The 19,555-nt window shown below is 39.7% G+C and carries 14 protein-coding genes; 6 read left to right on the top strand and 8 right to left on the bottom strand.

Annotated features, from left to right (window positions below):
• Window positions 1-38: 38 nt before the first annotated feature.
• On the bottom strand, window positions 39-1,391 hold the full coding sequence (locus ACQK2H_RS14895; protein WP_425392169.1) for an SPFH domain-containing protein: 1,353 nt from the start codon (window positions 1,389-1,391) through the stop codon (window positions 39-41).
• A gap of 397 nt (window positions 1,392-1,788) precedes the next feature.
• Here ACQK2H_RS14895 and ACQK2H_RS14890 point away from each other — a divergent pair, with 397 nt between their 5' ends.
• The 3 genes from ACQK2H_RS14890 (at window position 1,789) to ACQK2H_RS14880 (ending at window position 9,610) form a co-directional block, all read left to right on the top strand.
• Window positions 1,789-7,128: a T9SS type A sorting domain-containing protein gene (locus tag ACQK2H_RS14890; RefSeq protein ID WP_425392168.1), complete on the top strand. Its 5,340-nt coding sequence runs from the start codon at window positions 1,789-1,791 to the stop codon at window positions 7,126-7,128.
• A gap of 143 nt (window positions 7,129-7,271) precedes the next feature.
• A complete protein-coding gene (locus ACQK2H_RS14885) occupies window positions 7,272-8,705 on the top strand; it encodes an NADP-dependent isocitrate dehydrogenase (protein WP_425392167.1) in 1,434 nt (477 codons plus the stop codon).
• A gap of 77 nt (window positions 8,706-8,782) precedes the next feature.
• Complete coding sequence (locus tag ACQK2H_RS14880; protein WP_425392166.1) at window positions 8,783-9,610, top strand: ion transporter; 828 nt, start codon at window positions 8,783-8,785, stop codon at window positions 9,608-9,610.
• Window positions 9,611-9,701: 91 nt separating this feature from the next.
• Here ACQK2H_RS14880 and ACQK2H_RS14875 read toward each other — a convergent pair whose 3' ends face one another.
• Entirely contained in the window at window positions 9,702-10,301 is a 600-nt protein-coding gene (locus tag ACQK2H_RS14875) for a hypothetical protein (RefSeq protein ID WP_425392165.1), read from the bottom strand.
• Entirely contained in the window at window positions 10,289-10,636 is a 348-nt protein-coding gene (locus ACQK2H_RS14870) for a PadR family transcriptional regulator (protein WP_425392164.1), read from the bottom strand. Before ACQK2H_RS14870 ends, ACQK2H_RS14875 begins: the two co-directional genes overlap by 13 nt.
• A 257-nt stretch (window positions 10,637-10,893) precedes the next feature.
• On the opposite strand from ACQK2H_RS14870, the gene mdh reads away from it, so the two are divergent.
• Complete coding sequence (mdh, locus tag ACQK2H_RS14865; RefSeq protein ID WP_425392163.1) at window positions 10,894-11,832, top strand: malate dehydrogenase; 939 nt, start codon at window positions 10,894-10,896, stop codon at window positions 11,830-11,832.
• 71 nt (window positions 11,833-11,903) lie between these two features.
• Window positions 11,904-14,003, top strand: a complete 2,100-nt coding sequence (gene ppk1, locus ACQK2H_RS14860; protein ID WP_425392162.1) for a polyphosphate kinase 1 — start codon at window positions 11,904-11,906, stop codon at window positions 14,001-14,003.
• 31 nt (window positions 14,004-14,034) lie between these two features.
• Here ppk1 and ACQK2H_RS14855 read toward each other — a convergent pair whose 3' ends face one another.
• From ACQK2H_RS14855 to ACQK2H_RS14835, 5 genes are all read right to left on the bottom strand, one after another.
• Window positions 14,035-15,141, bottom strand: coding sequence for an alkene reductase (locus tag ACQK2H_RS14855; RefSeq protein ID WP_425392161.1), 1,107 nt, complete (start codon window positions 15,139-15,141; stop codon window positions 14,035-14,037).
• Between the two features lie 62 nt (window positions 15,142-15,203).
• Window positions 15,204-15,602, bottom strand: coding sequence for a hypothetical protein (locus tag ACQK2H_RS14850; protein WP_425392160.1), 399 nt, complete (start codon window positions 15,600-15,602; stop codon window positions 15,204-15,206).
• Window positions 15,602-15,931: a PadR family transcriptional regulator gene (locus ACQK2H_RS14845; RefSeq protein WP_425392159.1), complete on the bottom strand. Its 330-nt coding sequence runs from the start codon at window positions 15,929-15,931 to the stop codon at window positions 15,602-15,604. Before ACQK2H_RS14845 ends, ACQK2H_RS14850 begins: the two co-directional genes overlap by 1 nt.
• A gap of 3 nt (window positions 15,932-15,934) precedes the next feature.
• Complete coding sequence (locus tag ACQK2H_RS14840; RefSeq protein ID WP_425392158.1) at window positions 15,935-18,559, bottom strand: FtsX-like permease family protein; 2,625 nt, start codon at window positions 18,557-18,559, stop codon at window positions 15,935-15,937.
• A gap of 161 nt (window positions 18,560-18,720) precedes the next feature.
• Window positions 18,721-18,879, bottom strand: a complete 159-nt coding sequence (locus ACQK2H_RS14835) for a DUF1328 domain-containing protein (RefSeq protein WP_425392157.1) — start codon at window positions 18,877-18,879, stop codon at window positions 18,721-18,723.
• Here ACQK2H_RS14835 and ACQK2H_RS14830 point away from each other — a divergent pair.
• Window positions 18,878-19,528: a hypothetical protein gene (locus ACQK2H_RS14830; RefSeq protein ID WP_425392156.1), complete on the top strand. Its 651-nt coding sequence runs from the start codon at window positions 18,878-18,880 to the stop codon at window positions 19,526-19,528. The two genes, ACQK2H_RS14835 and ACQK2H_RS14830, sit on opposite strands and share 2 nt — an antisense overlap.
• Window positions 19,529-19,555 lie beyond the last annotated feature (27 nt).

Genomic DNA, 19,555 nt, shown 5'->3' with positions numbered 1-19,555 from the left:
GAAATAAAGAAAAGGGACTCAAATGAGTCCCTTTTTGTTTAGTTAGAGAAATTTCCCGTTGTTGTAAGCTGTTTAGCCATTGCCGCACCGATTAAGGATTCTAGCGGTGTTCCTCCTTGCTCTTCACCTCCGATAATCATTGTTTGAGGAAATGTAAGCTTACTCAACTCTGCTGCTACACCCACTGCAGTTTTATATTCCCATTCTGCTCTTTCCTGTGGTGTAAGTCCAGCTGTAACAAGCTTTGCATTTTCATAAGCTTTAGCATCTGCAGAAACCTTTTTTTGCTGTGCTTTGAGCCTCTCAGTTTCAAGTGCGATTGCTGCAAGCTCCTTATTGGTTCGCTCTTGCTTCAACTTTGTTTCGATAGCAATAAGCTGCTTTACCTGTTCTTTCTCCTGATTCACACGTTCGGCTGCTTTGTCTCGCTCACCCTCAGCTATGATTCGTGTTTGAGCTGCCTTTGCAGTCTCCACTTTTTGTTGCTCTATCTGGCGTTTTGCAGATTCATCGCGTTGTGCTTCCAGTCGTTGCTTAAATATCGGCTCCAGGATCACATCGTCTACAATAACCTGAGACACGATAATATTATTCTCAGTCAGTTCGTGAGGTATCCGTTTTGGAAGACCATTTTCAAGTACTAACTCCACAGTATAGCGTGTGCGGATCTCTTTAATTGCCCTGGCGGTCTCCGTTTTTTGGATTTCTGCAAATACCGTGTCTTTATGTTCGATTTTAATCACGGCATAAGCTCCGTCCTTCAATTGCTCATCAAGTGTTTGTCGGAAACTCTGAGCTTCTCCTGAGATATAATCCTGAGCAGCGAACATGTATCCGGTATTATTCGTTTGTTCCCGAATCGTCGGAATTAATGTATTTTGAACAAGATTATCCATCGTACGATATTTTATGGCCAGGGTGATGAAGTCTTCCTCGTTGGTAGGCAACTGGAATCTTCCGGAGATTTTCACCTCTGCGGTTACCTGATCAATGAATCGGATTGGGATAGGATCCATTAAGCCTTCAATGTCTTTAATTTCATCTCCGTCTTCCACAACCTTCACATCAATGTATTTTTGCCATGGAACCACTTTGGCAAATCCTCGCCATTTAATTCCCTGATTCATGACAACATCACTGTGTCCGGTTGGATAAACCAAAAAGTATTGATAGCCTGGTTCTGCCCAAAAGAAGAGGTAGGGAAGCATGGCTACCATAAAACCAACTCCTGCTATAAATAATGAGATTTTCTTTGTAAACATTAAAAAGAAGGGAGGTGCCTTTCTTCTAATCAATACACCATCTTCAATGATGTCTTGCTCACTAAGCTGTGGGCGGAAATACAACATAAATAGTCCAAAAAGGATGATAAGAATACCAAGTAAGATCATAGGTTTTCAAATTTTAAAGTGAAACATTTATTTTAAAAACGTGTAGTTGCATTTGCAAATACACAATATATTTTACGTATATATTTTAACTATAGTTACATAAATCAGAAAAATATTTTAATTTATCCAATTAAATAAGTATATAAAATGGTATATAATTAATAATTCAATTTATAATTTCTATTATTTACATATTGTTAATATATCTGATTGTCAGGTAATTAGATATGTGTGAAATATTCATCAAGTGAACACTTCGTATAGTTGCCTTAACAAATACATAAGATTCATTTATTTAAGAAATTTTCTACGCTATGTTATCTCATTATTATAAAGTCTTGGCATTTAGCATTTCTTTCTGTTTTTCAGTAGCTTAACTGGACTAAACCACCCAGTTATGAATACAACCACACACGCTCACCAAGGTGTGTTGTCTTCTTTTGTGACCAATAGAAGCTGCATACTTATTCTCTCACTCCTCTTGGCATTTAATTGTTTTTCTCAAGTAGTAATTAATGAAGTAGTCACCGATCCACAGCAGGATTGGAGTGATGGTAATTTTTCTGATTCTGCACCCGGAGGCAGTGCGGGATCTGATGATGAATGGATTGAGCTTTATATTACTGCTAATGGACTAAACCTGACCAATTGGACAATTACTGTTGATGATGGAACTCCATTTTCTGGAAATCTAACCGAAACTGGAGCTTTTGATGTTGTGAACTACATTGGAAGTGGAACAATAGATAATACTCAAATCGGTGACTATATTATCTTAGGTAACCCTGATGGAAGCGAAGAAATCAACAATGATGGCTTAACAATAACACTTGAGGATGACGCGATGACTCCAAATGTCATCGATCAGGTTATAATAGATGGAAGTTCTGGAACCATGTTTACAGGCAATGCTACAGGAGTAACTGATGAGTCAGTATGTCGAATACCAAATGGTCTGGATACTGGTGATGACGCTGCTGATTTTGTTTTGACACGTGCAACACTTGGTACATCGAATTCACCCTCTGGTATTGTACTAATTAATGAGGTAGTAACATTTCCTCGGCAGGATTGGAGTGGAGGTGGGTTTACTTCAACTCCAGGGATGGGAACTGTTACTCAGGGAACCGATGAATGGATTGAACTTTACATTGGTACCTCAGGATTGAATTTAACAAGATGGACGATTAGTGCGGATGATGGAACACCATTTAGTGGTGATCTCACTGAAGATGGAGCATTTCAAACGGTTCATTATGTAGGGTCAGGAAGTTTCGTGAACACTCAGGTTGGAGATTATCTGGTGTTAGGAAATCCCACTGGAACAGCAGCGATGAATGATGATATCTATATTGAACTCTTTCATCCAGATGGGACACTGGTCGATGATGTGGAAATTGGGAGTGATCCAGAGACGGATGGTACTACTGATGGGGCACCTGATGGGTCTTTGAGTGGTGGAAATTCTTCAGGGGTTGCAGATGAAGCAATTGCAAGAATAGCTAATGCAACCGATACGGATGATGACGTAGCAGACTTTCATCAAACTTCAGCAACTATCGGATCTGAAAACGGCATTATGAACGTATTCGTAGATGATGATGCTACTGATGATAATGGACTTGGTACCGTAGGTGATCCACTGCAAACTATTCAAGCGGGTGTCAATTTAGCCTTATCAGGTGGGACAGTCACGGTAGCAGATGGTTCGTATTCAGAATCAATCACAATCTCAAAGTCTTTGACATTAAATGGTGCAAATCAGGGCATAGCAGCTTCCGGAACAAGAGGTTCGGAATCAATGATTGATGTGGTTGGTGCAGGAATCATCGCTACGGCAAATAATATCACTATTGATGGCTTCCAGCTAGGGACAAATGCAGCTGACTCAGACATAACCAATGGGATCGTAGTAACCGGGGATGATATTTCAGTAATTAACAATATTGTCTATGCAAATAGCCTGGGAATATCTGCCGGAGGGACATCATCAGGTACATTGGATGTTTCAGATAACATGGTTAGCATGATCGCTATTGAAGACGCAACCAACCCCACCAACGGAAGTGTTGGAATCTATTTGAATAATGTATCTGGGACTGCTGACACCAATATTATGGATAATGATGTAGCTAATGCAGCAGTTGGAATCACCGCATATGCACTTACTTCATCCACTGAGGCAGTAATTGACGGAGGTAGTATAACGGGATGTACCACTGGTATTTTGCCTACCAATGCAGACGGTTCCGGAGGATTTAGTCCAAATACGGTGACCTTACAAAATATCACCATGTCTGCATTTGCAACAGATGCGGATGTGGGAGGGACTGAAACAGGCGTTTATGCTTTTGTCACGGGGAGCGCTACAGCATCCGATGACTTGATAATCACCATGGACAACCTGGATATTTCAGGGACTGGTAATACAGCATCTAATTATTCAGGGATAGTTATTGGTGATTTTCCTTCTTCTACGGATGGGATAAGTATTGATGCTACTATCAATAACTGCAATATCCATGACAATGAAAATCGAGGAATCTATACAAGAGGGGCAGATGCCACTACCTCTATTACTCAATCGACCATAACAGGTAATGGGTTTAATCCTACAGCATCCGGCGGAAATCCGGGATTTAGTGTGATCGCTAGAGATGGGTCTGTAACTACAGTTTCAAACTGTGTCATCACCAATCCGGCTTCTCTAACAGGAGCTGAAGATATTCCTGGTAATTACTATACTGCTGGTTTGCATATATCAACAGGGGGTAGTCTAACTGTCTCTGACTGCAGTCTGGACAATAATGGTAATGGAACCATCGCTGAAACGTCTGGAATAAACTTGTCCGGCAATTACTTTGGCACAACAGATGAAGCCACCATTTTAGCCAGAGTTGGTGCATCCAATGATTTTAATCCATGGCTCATGTCAAGCACAGATACGGATGGTGGAACTCCCGGCTTTCAGGGGGATTTCAGTAGTCTGATGGTTGGTTTGTCAGGATCACAAACAGGTTCATCAGGGAGAATAGAAGAAGGTATCAGTTTAGTGGATGCTGGAGGGACTCTTGCTGTCAACCCAGGTACTTATGCAGAAAGTCTGACAATTAGTAAATCATTAACCCTAAATGGAGCTAACCAGGGACTAGCCGGAAATGATGGAGGCAGGAGTGCAGAATCAATTTTAAATCCATCTTCCAGTGCTGTGGGCATTACCATAGGCACATCTGATATCACTATAGATGGCTTTCAATTTGGGATAGATAATACCACATCAAACAACACCACCGCAATTTCTAATACCGGTTTTAGTGGTTTTACTGCAGCTAATAATCGAATCCATGCAAACGCTACTGGCATTCTTATAAATGGCATATCATCAGGTTCGGTGAATCTCTCCGATAATTACATTGAAATGCTTGGACTAGCAAATCCTTTAGCTACCACATCACCTAGTATCGGTGCAGCAGTTGTTAATATTTCAGGAACAGCAGATGTTGATTTGATTGATAATGATATACTCACTGCAACGTATGGGGTGGCTACTTTTGGGTTAACCTCAAGTACCACCTCTCAAATAACAGGTGGTTCATTTACAGGGTGTACCATTGGTATTAGCTCAAGTAATTTTGATGGTTCTGCATCCTTTAGCGCCTCTACTCTGGGTATTACTGATGTAACTATGTCCGGCTTTTCAGGGCCAGATGGAGGATTAACGGGAGCTTCTGATATACCACAAGCCGGCGTTTATGCATTTACTACTCAGGCTGCCCCATCAACAGATCACGATTTGACTGTTACTGTGGATAATGCCGATATATCGGGTGTGGGTAATGGAGCTACAGACTACTCCGGAATTCTGGCAGCAGATTTTTTTGATACAGATCCTGACCTGGAAGTTTCAGATGATAAAGGAGTTACTTTGACTGTGACCAACTCGAACATCCACGATAATTTAAATAGGGGGGTCCACTCGCGAGGTGCTGATGCAAATGTAACTGTCAATACCTCTACAATCTCCAATAACACGAATGCCGGAGGTGTGGTATTTGCTAAAGGGACATTGAACATCAATAATTCCTTTATTGTACTACCTGCTACTGGTGCCACTTCAGGGCTGCTCGCTCAGACGGATGGAACCATTACGGCTAGCAGTTCCAGCCTTGATTTAAATGGAAATGTTAATGGGTCTACACTACTGGCTAATATTCAGGACCCCTCCGGTGATGAAACAATCAACCTGTCTGCATGCTGGCTTTCATCTACAGACGAATCAACCATTCTATCGGTTATTGATGAGTCAGATACCGATTTTTCTCCATGGTTAGGCTCTGACACGGATACAGACGGAGCTACTGGGTTTCAGCCGGATTTAGGGGATTTGCATGTCGGAACTTCCGGGTCTCAGTCTGCTGATTTTATATCAGAAGCGCATGACCTATTAGCTGATGGAGGTACTATCACAATCAATGCTGATGACTACAATGAAACATTAACAGTAACGAAAAATGTTTCCATTGATGCCGGATCAGGAACTACCATTGACGATATAGAACTAAATGGAGGTGACCTTACTGTCCTAAACAATACCTTCATTATCAATAATTCATTGACCATGACAAGTGGAGTCTTTGATATCGATCAGGATGATGGAGATAAATCGGACGATCCTGTATTTGTATTGCCAGGTACAGTAACCGGTTCCTCTTATGGAGCTGATACTCATTTTGAAGGCAAAATTGAAACCTCTATAACAGGAACAACATCATTTACTTTTGAAGTAGGAGATGAAGGAGCCTACAGGCCAGTAATATTAACCCCAACAAACACCACTACTTTTCAGGTTGCACACGTTTCAGGTTCTACACCTTCAGGTGCAGGTGTTAACGATCCGGATATAACGAACCTGATTGGCGACTCAAGTACTGATCCAGTAGGCACAATTCAAAGTGTGATGAATTTTAGGTATTGGGATATTAATACCGGTGGTACTCCCGGTTTAACTGAAGTAGCCATGCAAATCACAGCTGCTGACAATGCAACAGACCCATCATTTTTAGGTGCAACAAAGTTTGATGGTGCTAATTGGACTGAAATCGAACGCATTGGAGGAACAGGAACAGGCCCCTTTGTTGTGACAGGTAGAACAAGCACATTTAGCCAGTTCTCTGTCTACTCCACTAGTTCCAGCGCCAATCCTTTACCTGTCGAACTAATAGCGTTTAAAGGAATAAAAAGTGGAAATGACGTGCAGTTGAGTTGGATAACACTAACGGAAATCAATTCAGATTTCTTTCAGGTGGAACGAATGCATCTTGATGAGCAAGTATTTAGGTCGGTAGGGAAAGTAAATGCGGCAGGAAACACAAATGAACAAAGAGCATATCATTTTACAGACAGAGGAATAGGTAATCAGTCGTATTACTATCGATTAAAAATGGTTGATTTTGATAATACATTCGAATATTCAAATACGATTCTGGTTACTCCGGACTTTCAGGAAGATCAACTTCTATTATTCCCCACCCCAACCAAAACGCATTTACAAATCAAGGGTATTGATCCACTCTTAGTTGATAGAATTCTCATTTTTGACCTTTCTGGGAAATTAAAATTGACTAGTAATGAATACATCCATGCAATCGATGTATCAAGTATAGCGCAGGGGCATTATGCGGTTCGGATTGAGTTAAAAAGTGGCTATACATACGAAGGAAAGCTGATTAAGGAATGATTGAGTTATAATCAAACTTGAATCAAACGCCTCCTAGAAAATGAATGCATAAATATTAGTTATTTAAATCATAAAAAACATAAATAAAAATTTATAAACTCTTCTTCGTTCATTTGCGTGTGTAAAACGAAATAAACAACATTATGCAAAAAGTAACTTTCGCTAAAGGAGATGGGATCGGTCCTGAAATTATGGATGCGACCATGAAAATCCTAAAAGCTGCAAACGCAAGAATTGAGTGGGAGGAAATACAAGTTGGTGAGCAGGTTTACCTATCAGGAAATACCAGTGGAATTGATAAGTCAGCCTGGGAGAGCATCCGCAAGAATAAAATATTTTTAAAAGCGCCGATCACAACTCCACAGGGCGGAGGTTATAAGAGTTTAAATGTGACGATGAGAAAGTCACTTGGTCTGTATGCGAATGTTCGGCCGTGCAATAGCTTCCATCCGTTTGTTCGCACCAAACACCCCGAAATGGATGTGGTAGTCATCCGTGAAAATGAAGAAGACCTTTACGCAGGTATCGAACATCAGCAAACCGATGAGGTGGTACAATGCCTTAAACTAATCACACGTCCAGGATGCGAGAAGATTATTCGCTATGCTTTTGAATATGCAAAGCTTTATAAGCGAAAGAAAGTTAGCTGCTTCACTAAAGACAACATCATGAAGCATACAGATGGCCTTTTCCATCGAATATTTAAAGAAATCGCTTCTGAATATCCAGATATAGCGTCTGACAATTGGATCATAGACATAGGAGCCGCACGATTGGCAGATACACCGGAGATGTTTGATGTTGTGGTAATGCCTAACCTGTATGGTGATGTTGTTTCAGATATTACTGCACAGATTTCAGGTTCTGTAGGGTTGGCCGGTTCATCCAATATTGGTGCTAGCTGTGCAATGTTTGAAGCCATTCATGGATCCGCACCGGATATTGCGGGTAAAAATATCGCAAACCCTTCAGGTTTACTTAGAGGCGCAGTTATGATGTTAAATCATATTGGACAACAGGATGTTGCAGAAAAAATCACAAATGCATGGGCATGTACCATCGAAGAAGGTATCCATACAGCTGACATATACAAAGAGGAAATTAGCAAGCAACTGGTAGGAACGGTTGAATTTGCCGATGCTGTGATTGAAAGACTTGGTAAGCTACCGGAGCATATTAAAGCTGCTTCATTTGCAAAAGATGTCAAGTTGAACCTTCCAACTTATAAGCGTAGACCTAAAGCAGAAAAAGTACTTAAGGGAGTGGATGTGTTTGTAGATTGGGACGGTGGAAGAGTGGATGATTTGGCAATGAAGCTTAAGAGTCTTGAAAGCGATATCAAGTTGAGTATGATCACAAATCGTGGCGTGAAAGTATGGCCGGAGGGATTTGAAGAGACTTTTTGTACAGATCACTGGAGGTGCCGATTTGAAGTAGAAAATGGTCATCCAGCTCACAAATTAAGTATTCCGCAAGCCTTAGCTAAGGCCCTTGAGGTAGGAATTGATGTAATCAAAACAGAGAATTTATACGAATTTGATGGAGTACGAGGGTACTCACTTGGACAAGGACAGTAAATAGTAGTCAATAGTAGTAGTAGAGTAGGGGGTGTCCGAGAGGGCACTTCCTTTCTTTCAATTTGCAACACTTACTCATGCATTTTCTTACATTATCTTATACAGGCACGTTACGAGATCGGCTTAAGCTATTTTTCGAATCCCGTCAGTTTCACTCCATTATTACTGCGATCATAATTGTCAACTCTTTACTCATTGGGCTGGAAACCTCCAATGTGGTAATGTTTAATTATGGATACCTAATTGATCTTTTTGATTTGGTGATTTTGGTATTGTTTAGTCTGGAGATCATGCTCAAGATCTTTGTCTATAAAACCGGTTTTTTTAAAGACGGATGGAATCTTTTCGATTTTTTGGTAATAGCTGTATCACTCGTCCCGGCAGCTGGGTCATTTTCCATATTCCGTGCCTTAAGAATTGTCAGAACCTTAAGATTGCTAAAAAGCATTCCCAAACTACGATTGATCATTGAGTCGCTTGTCAAATCACTGCCAAGTATTGGGTGGATTGTTGTTTTATTATCAATCGTTTTTTATGTCTATTCAGTTATAGGAGTAAATCTTTTTGGTGAAATGTACCCGAGGTATTTCGGAGATATGGGCAGGGCTTTTTATACCCTTTTTCAGATCATGACCCTGGAGAGCTGGTCTTCAGCTATTGCACGACCGATCATGGATGGCGTGCCATTTACAGGTATTTATTTTATCACATTCATTCTAATAGCTACATACACCACACTTAACATTTTCATCGCTATTGTAGTCAATACAATGAATGAAGTGTCTCTTGAAAACCTGCAAGAGGAGGAGCAGCATATTAAGGATTTTGTTTCAGAAGAAAACCGGAAACTTCAAAAACAACTACATGCTATTCAGAGGAAATTGGATGAAATGAGTAGGAGTTGATGTCTAAGTATTGATGTGGTTCACAACTGTTTATTTTCATTAAAAAACCCGTCTTTTTGAGACGGGTTCATAAGGGATTGAAATTTGATGATCAGATAGTAACATTATTTCTCGAGGAGTAAATACTGTCAAGGACGAAATACCCGAAAAATATAATCCCTCCGGTAATTATAAGTGCAGGTCCGAAAGGCCATGCAGTGAAATGAAAAGCAATTCCTGCTAAGAAAAATCCTGTTCCAATGAATCCCAAGATTGTTTTTAATCTCGACTCTTTCGATTTGGTGTACGAGAATCGGTCAATGATAATCATTGTACCAAATCCGAAAATACCAACAAAGGCACCAACAAATATCAGTAGCGGTCCTCCTTTTAAACCGGTATATTCAAGAACGATGGCTGCTAAAATGATCAGAAGTGAAATTACTCCTGTAATTAACGTGCGTTTTTTCATGACAATTTTATTTTGAGTTAAAAATTCTGTTTCGAGAGCTATCTCTTTTAGTTGCTGCGTGTTGATTGATTCGAGCACTTCTTTCTCAGCCTCATCAAATGTGGTATCATCATCCAGTTTTTCTTCTATCATGCAACAGATGTGATCCAAAAGATCGATGGATAGGGATGGGTTAGCTAATTCAGCTTCTCTGATTTTATCCTCAACCTTCCTTAACTGATCTTTCTCTAATGCATGCATTGTACAGAAGTTTTTGGGTTCATAAATGCACTTAGCGTTTCCATAAAGTCAAAGAGTTCATTTCGCTTGACCTTTGAGCTATTCTTCCCGCTTTCTGTAAGAGCGTAATACTTTCTCGTACGATTGCCTACCGTATCAAAGGTGACAGTGACAAGCTTATCTTTTTCCAGTTTATGTAGGATAGGGTATAAGGCACCCTCAGTTAGAACGATCTTGTCTTTGGTTCTTTCTTTCACAACTTTACTTAATTCATATCCATACATCTTATCGTTTTCACTCAATAATTGCAGGATGATCGTTTTAAGTGTTCCTCGAATTAATTCATTAGAATACATACCTAAGATATTTATGTATATAACAATGTTAGGTATATTATCTTTGAAAATCAAAAATTCATATTAAAAAGTTGATAGACATTAAATCAAATGGAGGTTCATATCGATGAATGACGCTGTAGATTTTTTCTGCAAGATTGGTACGCATTAACTGAGTTTAAACCTGATAAACAATCGTTTTAAACCCGTATTTCTCCCCCTTAATCACTACTTTTGCGCTTGAATTTTTCAATGAAACTTTAAAAAATAAATACATCATGAAGGTAACCGTAGTAGGCGCTGGAGCAGTAGGTGCAAGCTGTGCCGAATACATCGCAATCAAAGATTTTGCATCAGAAGTAGTATTGATCGATATCAAAGAAGGGTTTGCTGAAGGAAAAGCCATGGACTTGATGCAAACGGCATCTCTGAACAGCTTCGATACCAAAATAACTGGTTCTACAAACGATTATTCAAAAACTGCCGACAGTGATGTAGCGGTTATCACTTCAGGTATTCCGCGTAAGCCGGGAATGACCAGAGAAGAACTAATTTCAACCAATGCCGGAATTGTAAAGTCAGTAGCAGAGAACTTGATCAAGCATTCTCCAAATGTTATCATCATTGTGGTTTCCAATCCGATGGATACCATGACCTACCTTTCTCACAAAGCACTGGACCTTCCGAAACACCGAATTATCGGTATGGGGGGTGCGCTTGATTCTGCTCGGTTCAAGTACAGACTTGCAGAAGCATTGGATTGCCCTGCATCTGATGTAGATGGAATGGTGATCGGTGGTCACAGCGATACTGGCATGATTCCATTGACCAGATTGGCTACAAGAAACAGTGTGCCGGTTTCTAAGTTTTTGAATGATGATAAGCTGAACTACGTGTTGGAAGAAACGAAAGTAGGTGGAGCAACTTTGACTAAGCTGCTAGGAACTTCTGCATGGTACGCTCCTGGGGCAGCTGTTTCAGCTATGGTTCAGGCAATCGCTTGCGATACCAAGAAAATGTTCCCTTGCTCATGCATGCTGGAAGGTGAGTACGGCCTGGAAGATATTTGCATTGGCGTTCCTGCTATCATTGGAGCAAATGGAGTTGAAAAGATCGTTGATATCGATCTTGATGATGCTGAGCAAGCTAAACTTCAGGAAAGTGCAGATGCAGTAAGAAAAACCAATGGAGTGCTTACTGAGATGAACATCATCTAAAAATATTTCGAAACCTTAATGTAAGCCTGTTTCACGTCTGGTGGGACAGGCTTATTTTTGTTAAATACCTCATGGAAACTGCTCAAACACTCATAAGAAAAAGCGATCTAATCAGTCGTGACCTTAGCTGGCTACAATTCAATCATCGTGTATTGGATCAGGCCAGAAAGGAGAAGCGAAACTTATTTGAGAAATTGAAGTTTCTGGCGATCACTTCCAGTAATGCGGATGAGTTCTTCATGATTCGTGTAGGAAGTCTTTACAACTACCTGGATTATGGAAACGACCGGGTGGATTATTCAGGTCTACAGGCCATACCGTTTAAAAATGAATTATTGTCGGGTCTCAAAGATTTTGGGAAACAACAAAATCAGCTTTTTCTTGATCTAAAGCCTTCATTCAAGCAACATAATTTTGAAATAAAGGATTATCATGAATTAACTGAGAAGCAAAGGAAATCAGCCAGTAGGTATTTTGAGAAGACCATCTTCCCAATGCTTACGCCGATGGTGTTTGACCCATACCATTCATTTCCGATTTTGGTGAATAACATCCTGATTTTTGGAGTGGTCACTAAAGCGTTGAAGTCTCGGGAGAAGAAGAAGATGTCTTTCATTCAGTTACCCCAGAACCTTCCTCGTTTTTTTGAAGTAAATGAGAAAGACAAAGTCATCTTTGTGCCGATTGAAAAGATCGTAGAGCAGCACCTGGATCACATTTTCAAAAATGTGGATATCATTTCCAGCTCGCTTTTTCGAGTAACCAGGAATGGTGACTTCACACTTGAGGAATCAGAGGACATTGAAGCCAATTTCCTTGAGGAGATGAAGAAGAAGCTGAAAACGCGTAAAACCGGTCGTGTGGTTAGAATGGAGGTAGAAGAGGAGGCAGACCCGTGGCTAATTAAGCAGCTCAAAAAGCGATATGAGATAGGTAGTGAGAATATTAAGGTTACACCAGAGGGTTCTTTGATTGACTTTACTTGCCTCTGGCAAATTGTTAATCACGAAGATTTTAGCTCTTTCTTGCCTGTAAGACCAAAGCCCGTTCCACCGGTAAGTATGTCAGATCTGGAACATCAGGACATGTTCAAAATCTTAAAGGATCGGGACATACTTTTGCACCATCCCTACAACACCATTGAGCCCTTGCTTGATTTATTGGAGCAAGCAGCTGAGGATCCACATGTGTTGTCAATAAAGCTTACGATTTATCGGTTAGCGAAGAATAGTAGAGTGGTGGATGCACTATTGCAGGCTGCTGAAAACGGTAAGCACGTTTCAGTTCTGTTTGAAGTGAAGGCACGATTTGATGAGGAGAATAACATGAAGCAAGCGCTTAAGCTGCAAAAAGCCGGTTGCTTTGTAATCTATGGTGTAGGCTCCCTTAAGACACATACCAAGCTATTGCTTATTGTCAGAAAAGAAAAAGAGAAAGTGAATCGCTTCGTTCACATGAGTAGTGGTAACTACAATGAAGTGACTTCTAAATTATATACAGATATCAGCCTTTTAACCTCTGATGAATCGTATGCGAATGATGTACAGGAATTCTTCAATGTAATAACCGGACATAGCATGCCGGAGGAGTACGATAACCTCATCACTGCACCAACACACATGCGTCAGGGTTTAATTGCATTAATCAACAAGGAACGTGAAAATGCAGTTGAGGGAAAGCCGAGCGGCATTGTGATCAAGCTAAATTCACTGCAGGACAAAGATGTCATCCAATCACTTTATGAGGCTTCCAAAGCTGGTGTTCGTATCAAGCTAATCGTGAGGGGAATCTGTAGCTTGAGACCCGGTCGTGAGGGGCTAAGTGAAAATATTTCAGTCAGATCCATCGTAGGAGAGTACCTGGAGCACTCCCGGATTTTCTACTTTCATAATGATGGCGATCCAAAGGTGTATTGTGGAAGTGCGGATATGATGGTACGATCGTTTGACCGTAGGTTAGAGTCCTTATTTATTATATCTGATCCGCTTTTGAAGCAACAGGCGATCAATATTCTAGCTTATAATCTTAAAGACAATGTAAATACATATGAGATGAAGGAAGATGGAACCTATTTTCACTTAGAACCCAATGGAAAACCTCCATTTGATATTCATCAGGAATTTTACAAGGTCAAGCGTGAGACGATAATGAAAGCTAAGCTTTTGGAATAAAAAAGCCCGCTTTTCAGCGGGCCTCACACCACTAACCAACACTACTACTCGTTTCTAATTCCGGATAATCGGTATACCCCTTTTCACCCGGTGTATAGAAAGTATCAAAATCAGGATCATTCAATTCCGCATTTTGCTTCATTCGTTCTACTAAATCCGGATTAGCCAGGAATGGCCTTCCAAATGCTACTAAGTGACCCAATCCATCTTCCAGATCGCTCGCTGCAGTATTTCGATCATATCCTCCGGAAATGATAACAGTACCTTCAAATCGATCTCTAATCCCTTCTTTTAGCTCTTTTGGTACTACAGGTGTTCCCATGGAAGAATGATCCACCAAATGGATATAGACCAAACCAAGTTCTTTAAGTTTTTTAGCCAGAAAATAGTAGGTTTCCTCTTGTCCATCGAATGGATTAATGTCATTGAATGCACCACCCGGTGATAGTCTGATTCCTACTTTATCTGCACCAATTGCGTTGACTGTTTTGGCGGCAACTTCCAAAGCAAACTTTGAACGACCTTCTACGGCTCCACCATACTCATCCGTTCTTCTGTTACTTCCCGGATTAATGAATTGCTCTATTAAGTAACCATTTGCCCCATGAAGCTCTACCCCATCAAAGCCAGCTTCGATGGCATTTTTAGCTGCTTGCACGTATTCTTCAATCGCCTGATCAATGTCTTTCTTTGTCATTTCCTTTGCTACAGGAATTTTCTGACTTCCTTCCTGATCTGTATACATCTCCGTTGATGCAGGAGCTATAGGGGAAGGTGCAACCACTTCAGCTCCTTCAGGTAGATTCAAAGGGTGGGCAATCCGACCAGTATGCATCAGCTGAATAAATATTTTTCCGCCCTTATCATGCACAGCTTTAGTAACTGGTTTCCACGCCTCTATTTGATCTTGATTATAGATTCCGGGAATTCGTGGATAGCCTGCACCATTTGGTGATGGTGCGGTTCCTTCCGTGATGATTAACCCTGCACCAGCTCGCTGTTCATAATATTTCGCCATGATGGAAGTAGGTACATGATTTTGATCTGCTCTACTTCTGGTCATTGGTGCCATTATCACTTTATTCTTAAGCTCAAGACCACCAAGTTGGTATGTTTCAAATAGGATTGACTTATTCATAATTATTAACGTATTTACATTTAATGTATATACATATAATAAGTAATGAAAGTTCTAATTGATTATGAAATATTGGAAATCTTCTGAGCATCAATCATCCGACGAATGAATTTTTCATTTCCTGGATCATTGAACTTTATAAATTGGTCTGAACTCTCAAGTTTCAAATATTCATTGAAATCAATGGTCAACGCTTCGTAAGGCATGATCCAGGAATAGACCTGTAGTTTATGCCGAAAATGAAGAATAATCCCTTTTGGTCTTAACTCAATACTAGCAGTTGATATATAGTGATCAGCATTTAAATACTTTTTGTAATCTTCACTAATTGCATGAATGGTCATCCGTCTGGAGCCTATACCCCCCATTTTCCAGCGTTCCTTCCATGAGTATGGCAAGCCAACTGCTTTATTAATTTTTCTTGTAGTTTCTTTATCCGGATATGAAGTGTCGAAAATCATCAGGTATTGAACGCAATAGAAGGAATTTCATTCCAGATTGCATTTCGCTGTTTTTTCACTTGTTCTAACACTTTTTGACCTGACTTTGTTACTCGGAAAAGATGTTTTCTGCGGCCACCACGCTCGGGTGTAGCTCCATCATATCTTGAATCTACATATCCTTTGGATTGTAACCGAGCCAACGCAGCATGTACCGTGCTAATAGTAATTGAGCGATTGCATCGCTTTTTTATTTCTTTTTGAATTGCTACACCATAAGCTTCATCGTATAGTACTGCTACGGTTAGCATGATCAATTCTTCCAGTTCGCCCAGGTTCGTTCCTTTCATAGGTTATTCATTACTTAAAGTTTTAGATGGATTGGTATTAGCCGTTTTGAGAGACAGTCCACTTATAATCAGTCCGCTGATAATAAAAGTAAACCCGCCCGCCAAAATAAATGCAAAAGCATCGACTGTGATGCCATACTCGAAATTTTCAAGCCACTCTGAAACCAGGTAATAAGAGATAGGAGCAGCTATAACAAAGCTGATTAATATTATTCCGGAGAATTGTGAGTTTACCAATTTTATCAGTGACCCTACGGATGCACCTAGTACTTTTCTTATACTTAGTTCTTTTTTTCGTTGCTGAAGCGCCAGAGAGGTAAGACCAAAAAGTCCCAGTCCGCACAAGATGATGCTTATAACAGCATAAATGGAAGCCATTTTCAACAGCTTGGTTTCTTTTAGGTATAAATCATTGTACCATGAGTCTAGAAAATAAAAGCTGAGTGGAGTTCGGTCGGCAAGTTTGTCCCAGCTAGTTTGAATGTGATTAATGGTGTTCATTACATCACCATCTCCAATTTTGATGGATGTATTTTGATGGGAAACAGGGTTAAAGAAAAGTATCATCGGTTCTATTTTACTAGTGGCCAATGAAAAAATATGAAAGTCTTTAACCACTCCAATAATTGGAAATGGATGACCTTCTGGGGTCATTCTGATGTGTTTTCCGATTGGGTCATTCCAGCCCATAAATTCAACCATTGCTTCATTTACTATTATGTTCATGGAGTCGGCCATTGATCCTTTTCGAAATGTTCTGCCAAATTTTGTTTCTATTTCATAAGTCTCAAAAAACTCTTGGTCTACTTCATAAATGCGGGTTCCAAGCTCATCAGTATATCCTTCCGGTATAACCGTAGTAGAATAGCTACCGGCACCAATAGCAGACCTGGAAGTTGATACTTGCAGTATGTTGGGATGTTTCCTTAACTCCTCTTCAAAAACAGCTCCCTTATCACTCATCTCATTATTCAATTCAACCACCAAAACTTTTTCTTTGGTAAATCCAAGCGGTCTGTTTTTGAGGTAATGATTCTGCTTCATTACGACAATAGTGCATATCAATAAAAAAATGGATATCATGTATTGAACCGCTAGTAAAGATTTTCTAAACCATCCTATTGAGCCCATTTGAGCTGATTTTTGAAGAATTGAAGATATTGGTGGAGCCGAAAGGACAGTTGAAGGGTAAAGCCCTACTATTAGGCTAACTCCTAATATAAATGCGATAAGACTGATTAGCGTAAGTGGTTGAAAAATGATTTCGACGTTTAATGATTTGCCTGTCAGTTCATTGAGGAATGGTAGAAGAAGAGCCAAAATTATTATGCTGATCACACTGGCAAAAAGAGTAGTGATTAGTGTTTCGGAAATAAATCGAGCGACAAGCTGAGGCCTGGACGAGCCCATCACTTTTCTAATTCCAACTTCTGTTTGAGTCTGAGTGGCTCTGGAAAGCATCATGTTAATGTAATTGACACTTGCGATGACTAAAATGAGTATGGCTGATAGCCCAAGCGTTAGAATGAATGTGTAGTTTCCTCTTTTTGTTTTTGCTGAGCCCGCCGGTCGTATTTCCTTGTTGGTCAAGTACATTTCATCCAATGGCATGAACTTAAGAAAATAGTGATCTGCTCGCTCAGCGAAGTGACGCCTCATCATTTCTGGAAGTTTGTCTGCCAGAAGTTCCGGGTTAGTTTCAGGAGCTATCTTCACAAAAGTTGAAATGCCTTGAGCAAGCCAGTTATTCATCCAATTGAAGCTAAGTGGTCCTACCGCAGGAATGGTGGTTTTCCATGATATCACTGCATGATATTGAAGCGATGAACGTCTTGGAGGGGCTTTGAAAATACCTGTAACAGTGTAGGGTAAATCGCCTAAACCAATCAATTTTTTTCCAATTGGACTAGAATCTCCAAAAAGTGACTTTGCCAGAGGTTCACTAAGTGCTATTGATGATGGAGCTCTTAAGATTTCATTTGGATCTCCCTGGACAATTTCAATGTCGAAAAACTTGAAGAAATTAGAATCTGCGAAAAAGAGATATGGTGTTGCAATGTTGGTTTTTTCATAACTCAATACCTCTTCATTCCACCAAGGAAGAACCCTCACATAATTTGTAATTTCAGGATACTCATCATACATGGTGGGTCCCATCATCCCAGAAGTTTCATAGGTAAAGTGATCAACACCTTCAGATACATTGATGTGATGCTTGTATAGTCTGTATATAGATTTATTCTCTTTAATATGATCATCAAACTTTGATTCATCATGGATAAAGATCATCGCATAGAGACTACATGTAATTGCAAGCACTAGTCCAAGCAAGTTGATAAATAATGGTGCCTTTTGCCTTTTTAAGGATCGAAAGGAGGTAAGTAGGTAATTAGTCCAAATAGCTTTCATATTGGATACTCTTTTTGATCGTTTTTTAAATCCCATCCTGAAAAAGCCGAGCGCTTGTAGTAAATAGATTATTCTGGCTTTTGCTGGACCTTTTTGTTCTACATTTTCAAAAAAGAGTTCCTCTAAATCTCCTGAAATACCCTCGAAAAGATATGGTTCACAGTATCGTTCAACGAGTCTTTGAATCCATCCTGGTGGCTTTACTTTTCTATGCTTCATTGAAGGCACTACTTCCGTTAATTTGCAAGGTTACTAAATCTTTCGTGTTTGTAGAAATTGATAATTGAAATACGTTAACGAGACACTTAAAAAATATGTTTCTTATATGTAGAAAATGAATTAAAAAAAAGAACCCAGCCACTGTGACTGAGTCCCAATATCTATGAGAAGAGGTCTGTGACTAATGAAAGAATCAATAAGATCACGAAAATAAGGAACAGGAATCGAGCGATTCCGGCGGCTCCTCTTGAAATTTTAGTGAACCCAAAAAGTCCGGCTACTAATGCAACGATAAGAAATATTACTGTCCATGTAAGCATGTCAATTTATTGTTTAGGTGTAAATGCCTTCATTAGTACCGAAAACTATGCCGATTACCGATTTGGAGATGTTGTAAAACATTTCATTGATTATTTGTCTCAAGCTGATTATAAAATTCCCAATTTGAGAATTCTCACGGTAATTAACCTGCTATTATTTGTTGTAGACAGCCTTTTATTTATTGGTACAATTTTTCTATCTGTTACATCAATGAACATTAAAAACTATATGACTATGAAAACTATTATTCAATACTCTAAAATCACATTAAAATCATTGTCAATTCTAGCATTGATTTTCATGTTTGCTTGTAGCTCCGGTGAAAGCAAGGACAGTAATTTCGAAGAACAGAGAGAAGAGGTAGTCGAGGACCTTGAGAAAATGAAATCAAGCGTTAATGATGCCATTGACGACATTGAAGATAAGCTAAATATTAATGAAGGTCCGGTAGAGCGTACTCTTGAAGAAGCAAAGGCTGATCTTGAAATGAGAAGAGAAAAGCTGGAGGATGCGATTAAGCAAACCAAAAACGCAACAAAGGAGAACTGGAATAATGTGAAGACTGAAGTAAACGACGCTATGTCTGAGGTTAAAGAAGGATACCAAAAGATAAAGAATGATGTAGAGAAATTATTTACGGAATCATAATCGTCCGATAGCGGTTATGTTTGTTGA

The organism is Ekhidna sp. (assembly GCF_965228795.1).
GTDB lineage: Bacteria > Bacteroidota > Bacteroidia > Cytophagales > Cyclobacteriaceae > Ekhidna.
Note: the sequence above shows the minus strand (reverse complement) of the source record. Positions and strands in the feature narration are given on the sequence as shown.

Bases quoted from the DNA above. Each gene is read 5' to 3' on its own strand.
- ACQK2H_RS14895 (WP_425392169.1), bottom strand. From the start codon at position 1,391: ATGATCTTACTTGGTATTCTTATCATCCTTTTTGGACTATTTATGTTG.
- ACQK2H_RS14890 (WP_425392168.1), top strand. From the start codon at position 1,789: ATGAATACAACCACACACGCTCACCAAGGTGTGTTGTCTTCTTTTGTG.
- ACQK2H_RS14885 (WP_425392167.1), top strand. From the start codon at position 7,272: ATGCAAAAAGTAACTTTCGCTAAAGGAGATGGGATCGGTCCTGAAATT.
- ACQK2H_RS14880 (WP_425392166.1), top strand. From the start codon at position 8,783: ATGCATTTTCTTACATTATCTTATACAGGCACGTTACGAGATCGGCTT.
- ACQK2H_RS14875 (WP_425392165.1), bottom strand. From the start codon at position 10,301: ATGCATGCATTAGAGAAAGATCAGTTAAGGAAGGTTGAGGATAAAATC.
- ACQK2H_RS14870 (WP_425392164.1), bottom strand. From the start codon at position 10,636: ATGTATTCTAATGAATTAATTCGAGGAACACTTAAAACGATCATCCTG.
- mdh (WP_425392163.1), top strand. From the start codon at position 10,894: ATGAAGGTAACCGTAGTAGGCGCTGGAGCAGTAGGTGCAAGCTGTGCC.
- ppk1 (WP_425392162.1), top strand. From the start codon at position 11,904: ATGGAAACTGCTCAAACACTCATAAGAAAAAGCGATCTAATCAGTCGT.
- ACQK2H_RS14855 (WP_425392161.1), bottom strand. From the start codon at position 15,141: ATGAATAAGTCAATCCTATTTGAAACATACCAACTTGGTGGTCTTGAG.
- ACQK2H_RS14850 (WP_425392160.1), bottom strand. From the start codon at position 15,602: ATGATTTTCGACACTTCATATCCGGATAAAGAAACTACAAGAAAAATT.
- ACQK2H_RS14845 (WP_425392159.1), bottom strand. From the start codon at position 15,931: ATGAAAGGAACGAACCTGGGCGAACTGGAAGAATTGATCATGCTAACC.
- ACQK2H_RS14840 (WP_425392158.1), bottom strand. From the start codon at position 18,559: ATGAAGCATAGAAAAGTAAAGCCACCAGGATGGATTCAAAGACTCGTT.
- ACQK2H_RS14830 (WP_425392156.1), top strand. From the start codon at position 18,878: ATGTCAATTTATTGTTTAGGTGTAAATGCCTTCATTAGTACCGAAAAC.
- ACQK2H_RS14835 (WP_425392157.1), bottom strand. From the start codon at position 18,879: ATGCTTACATGGACAGTAATATTTCTTATCGTTGCATTAGTAGCCGGA.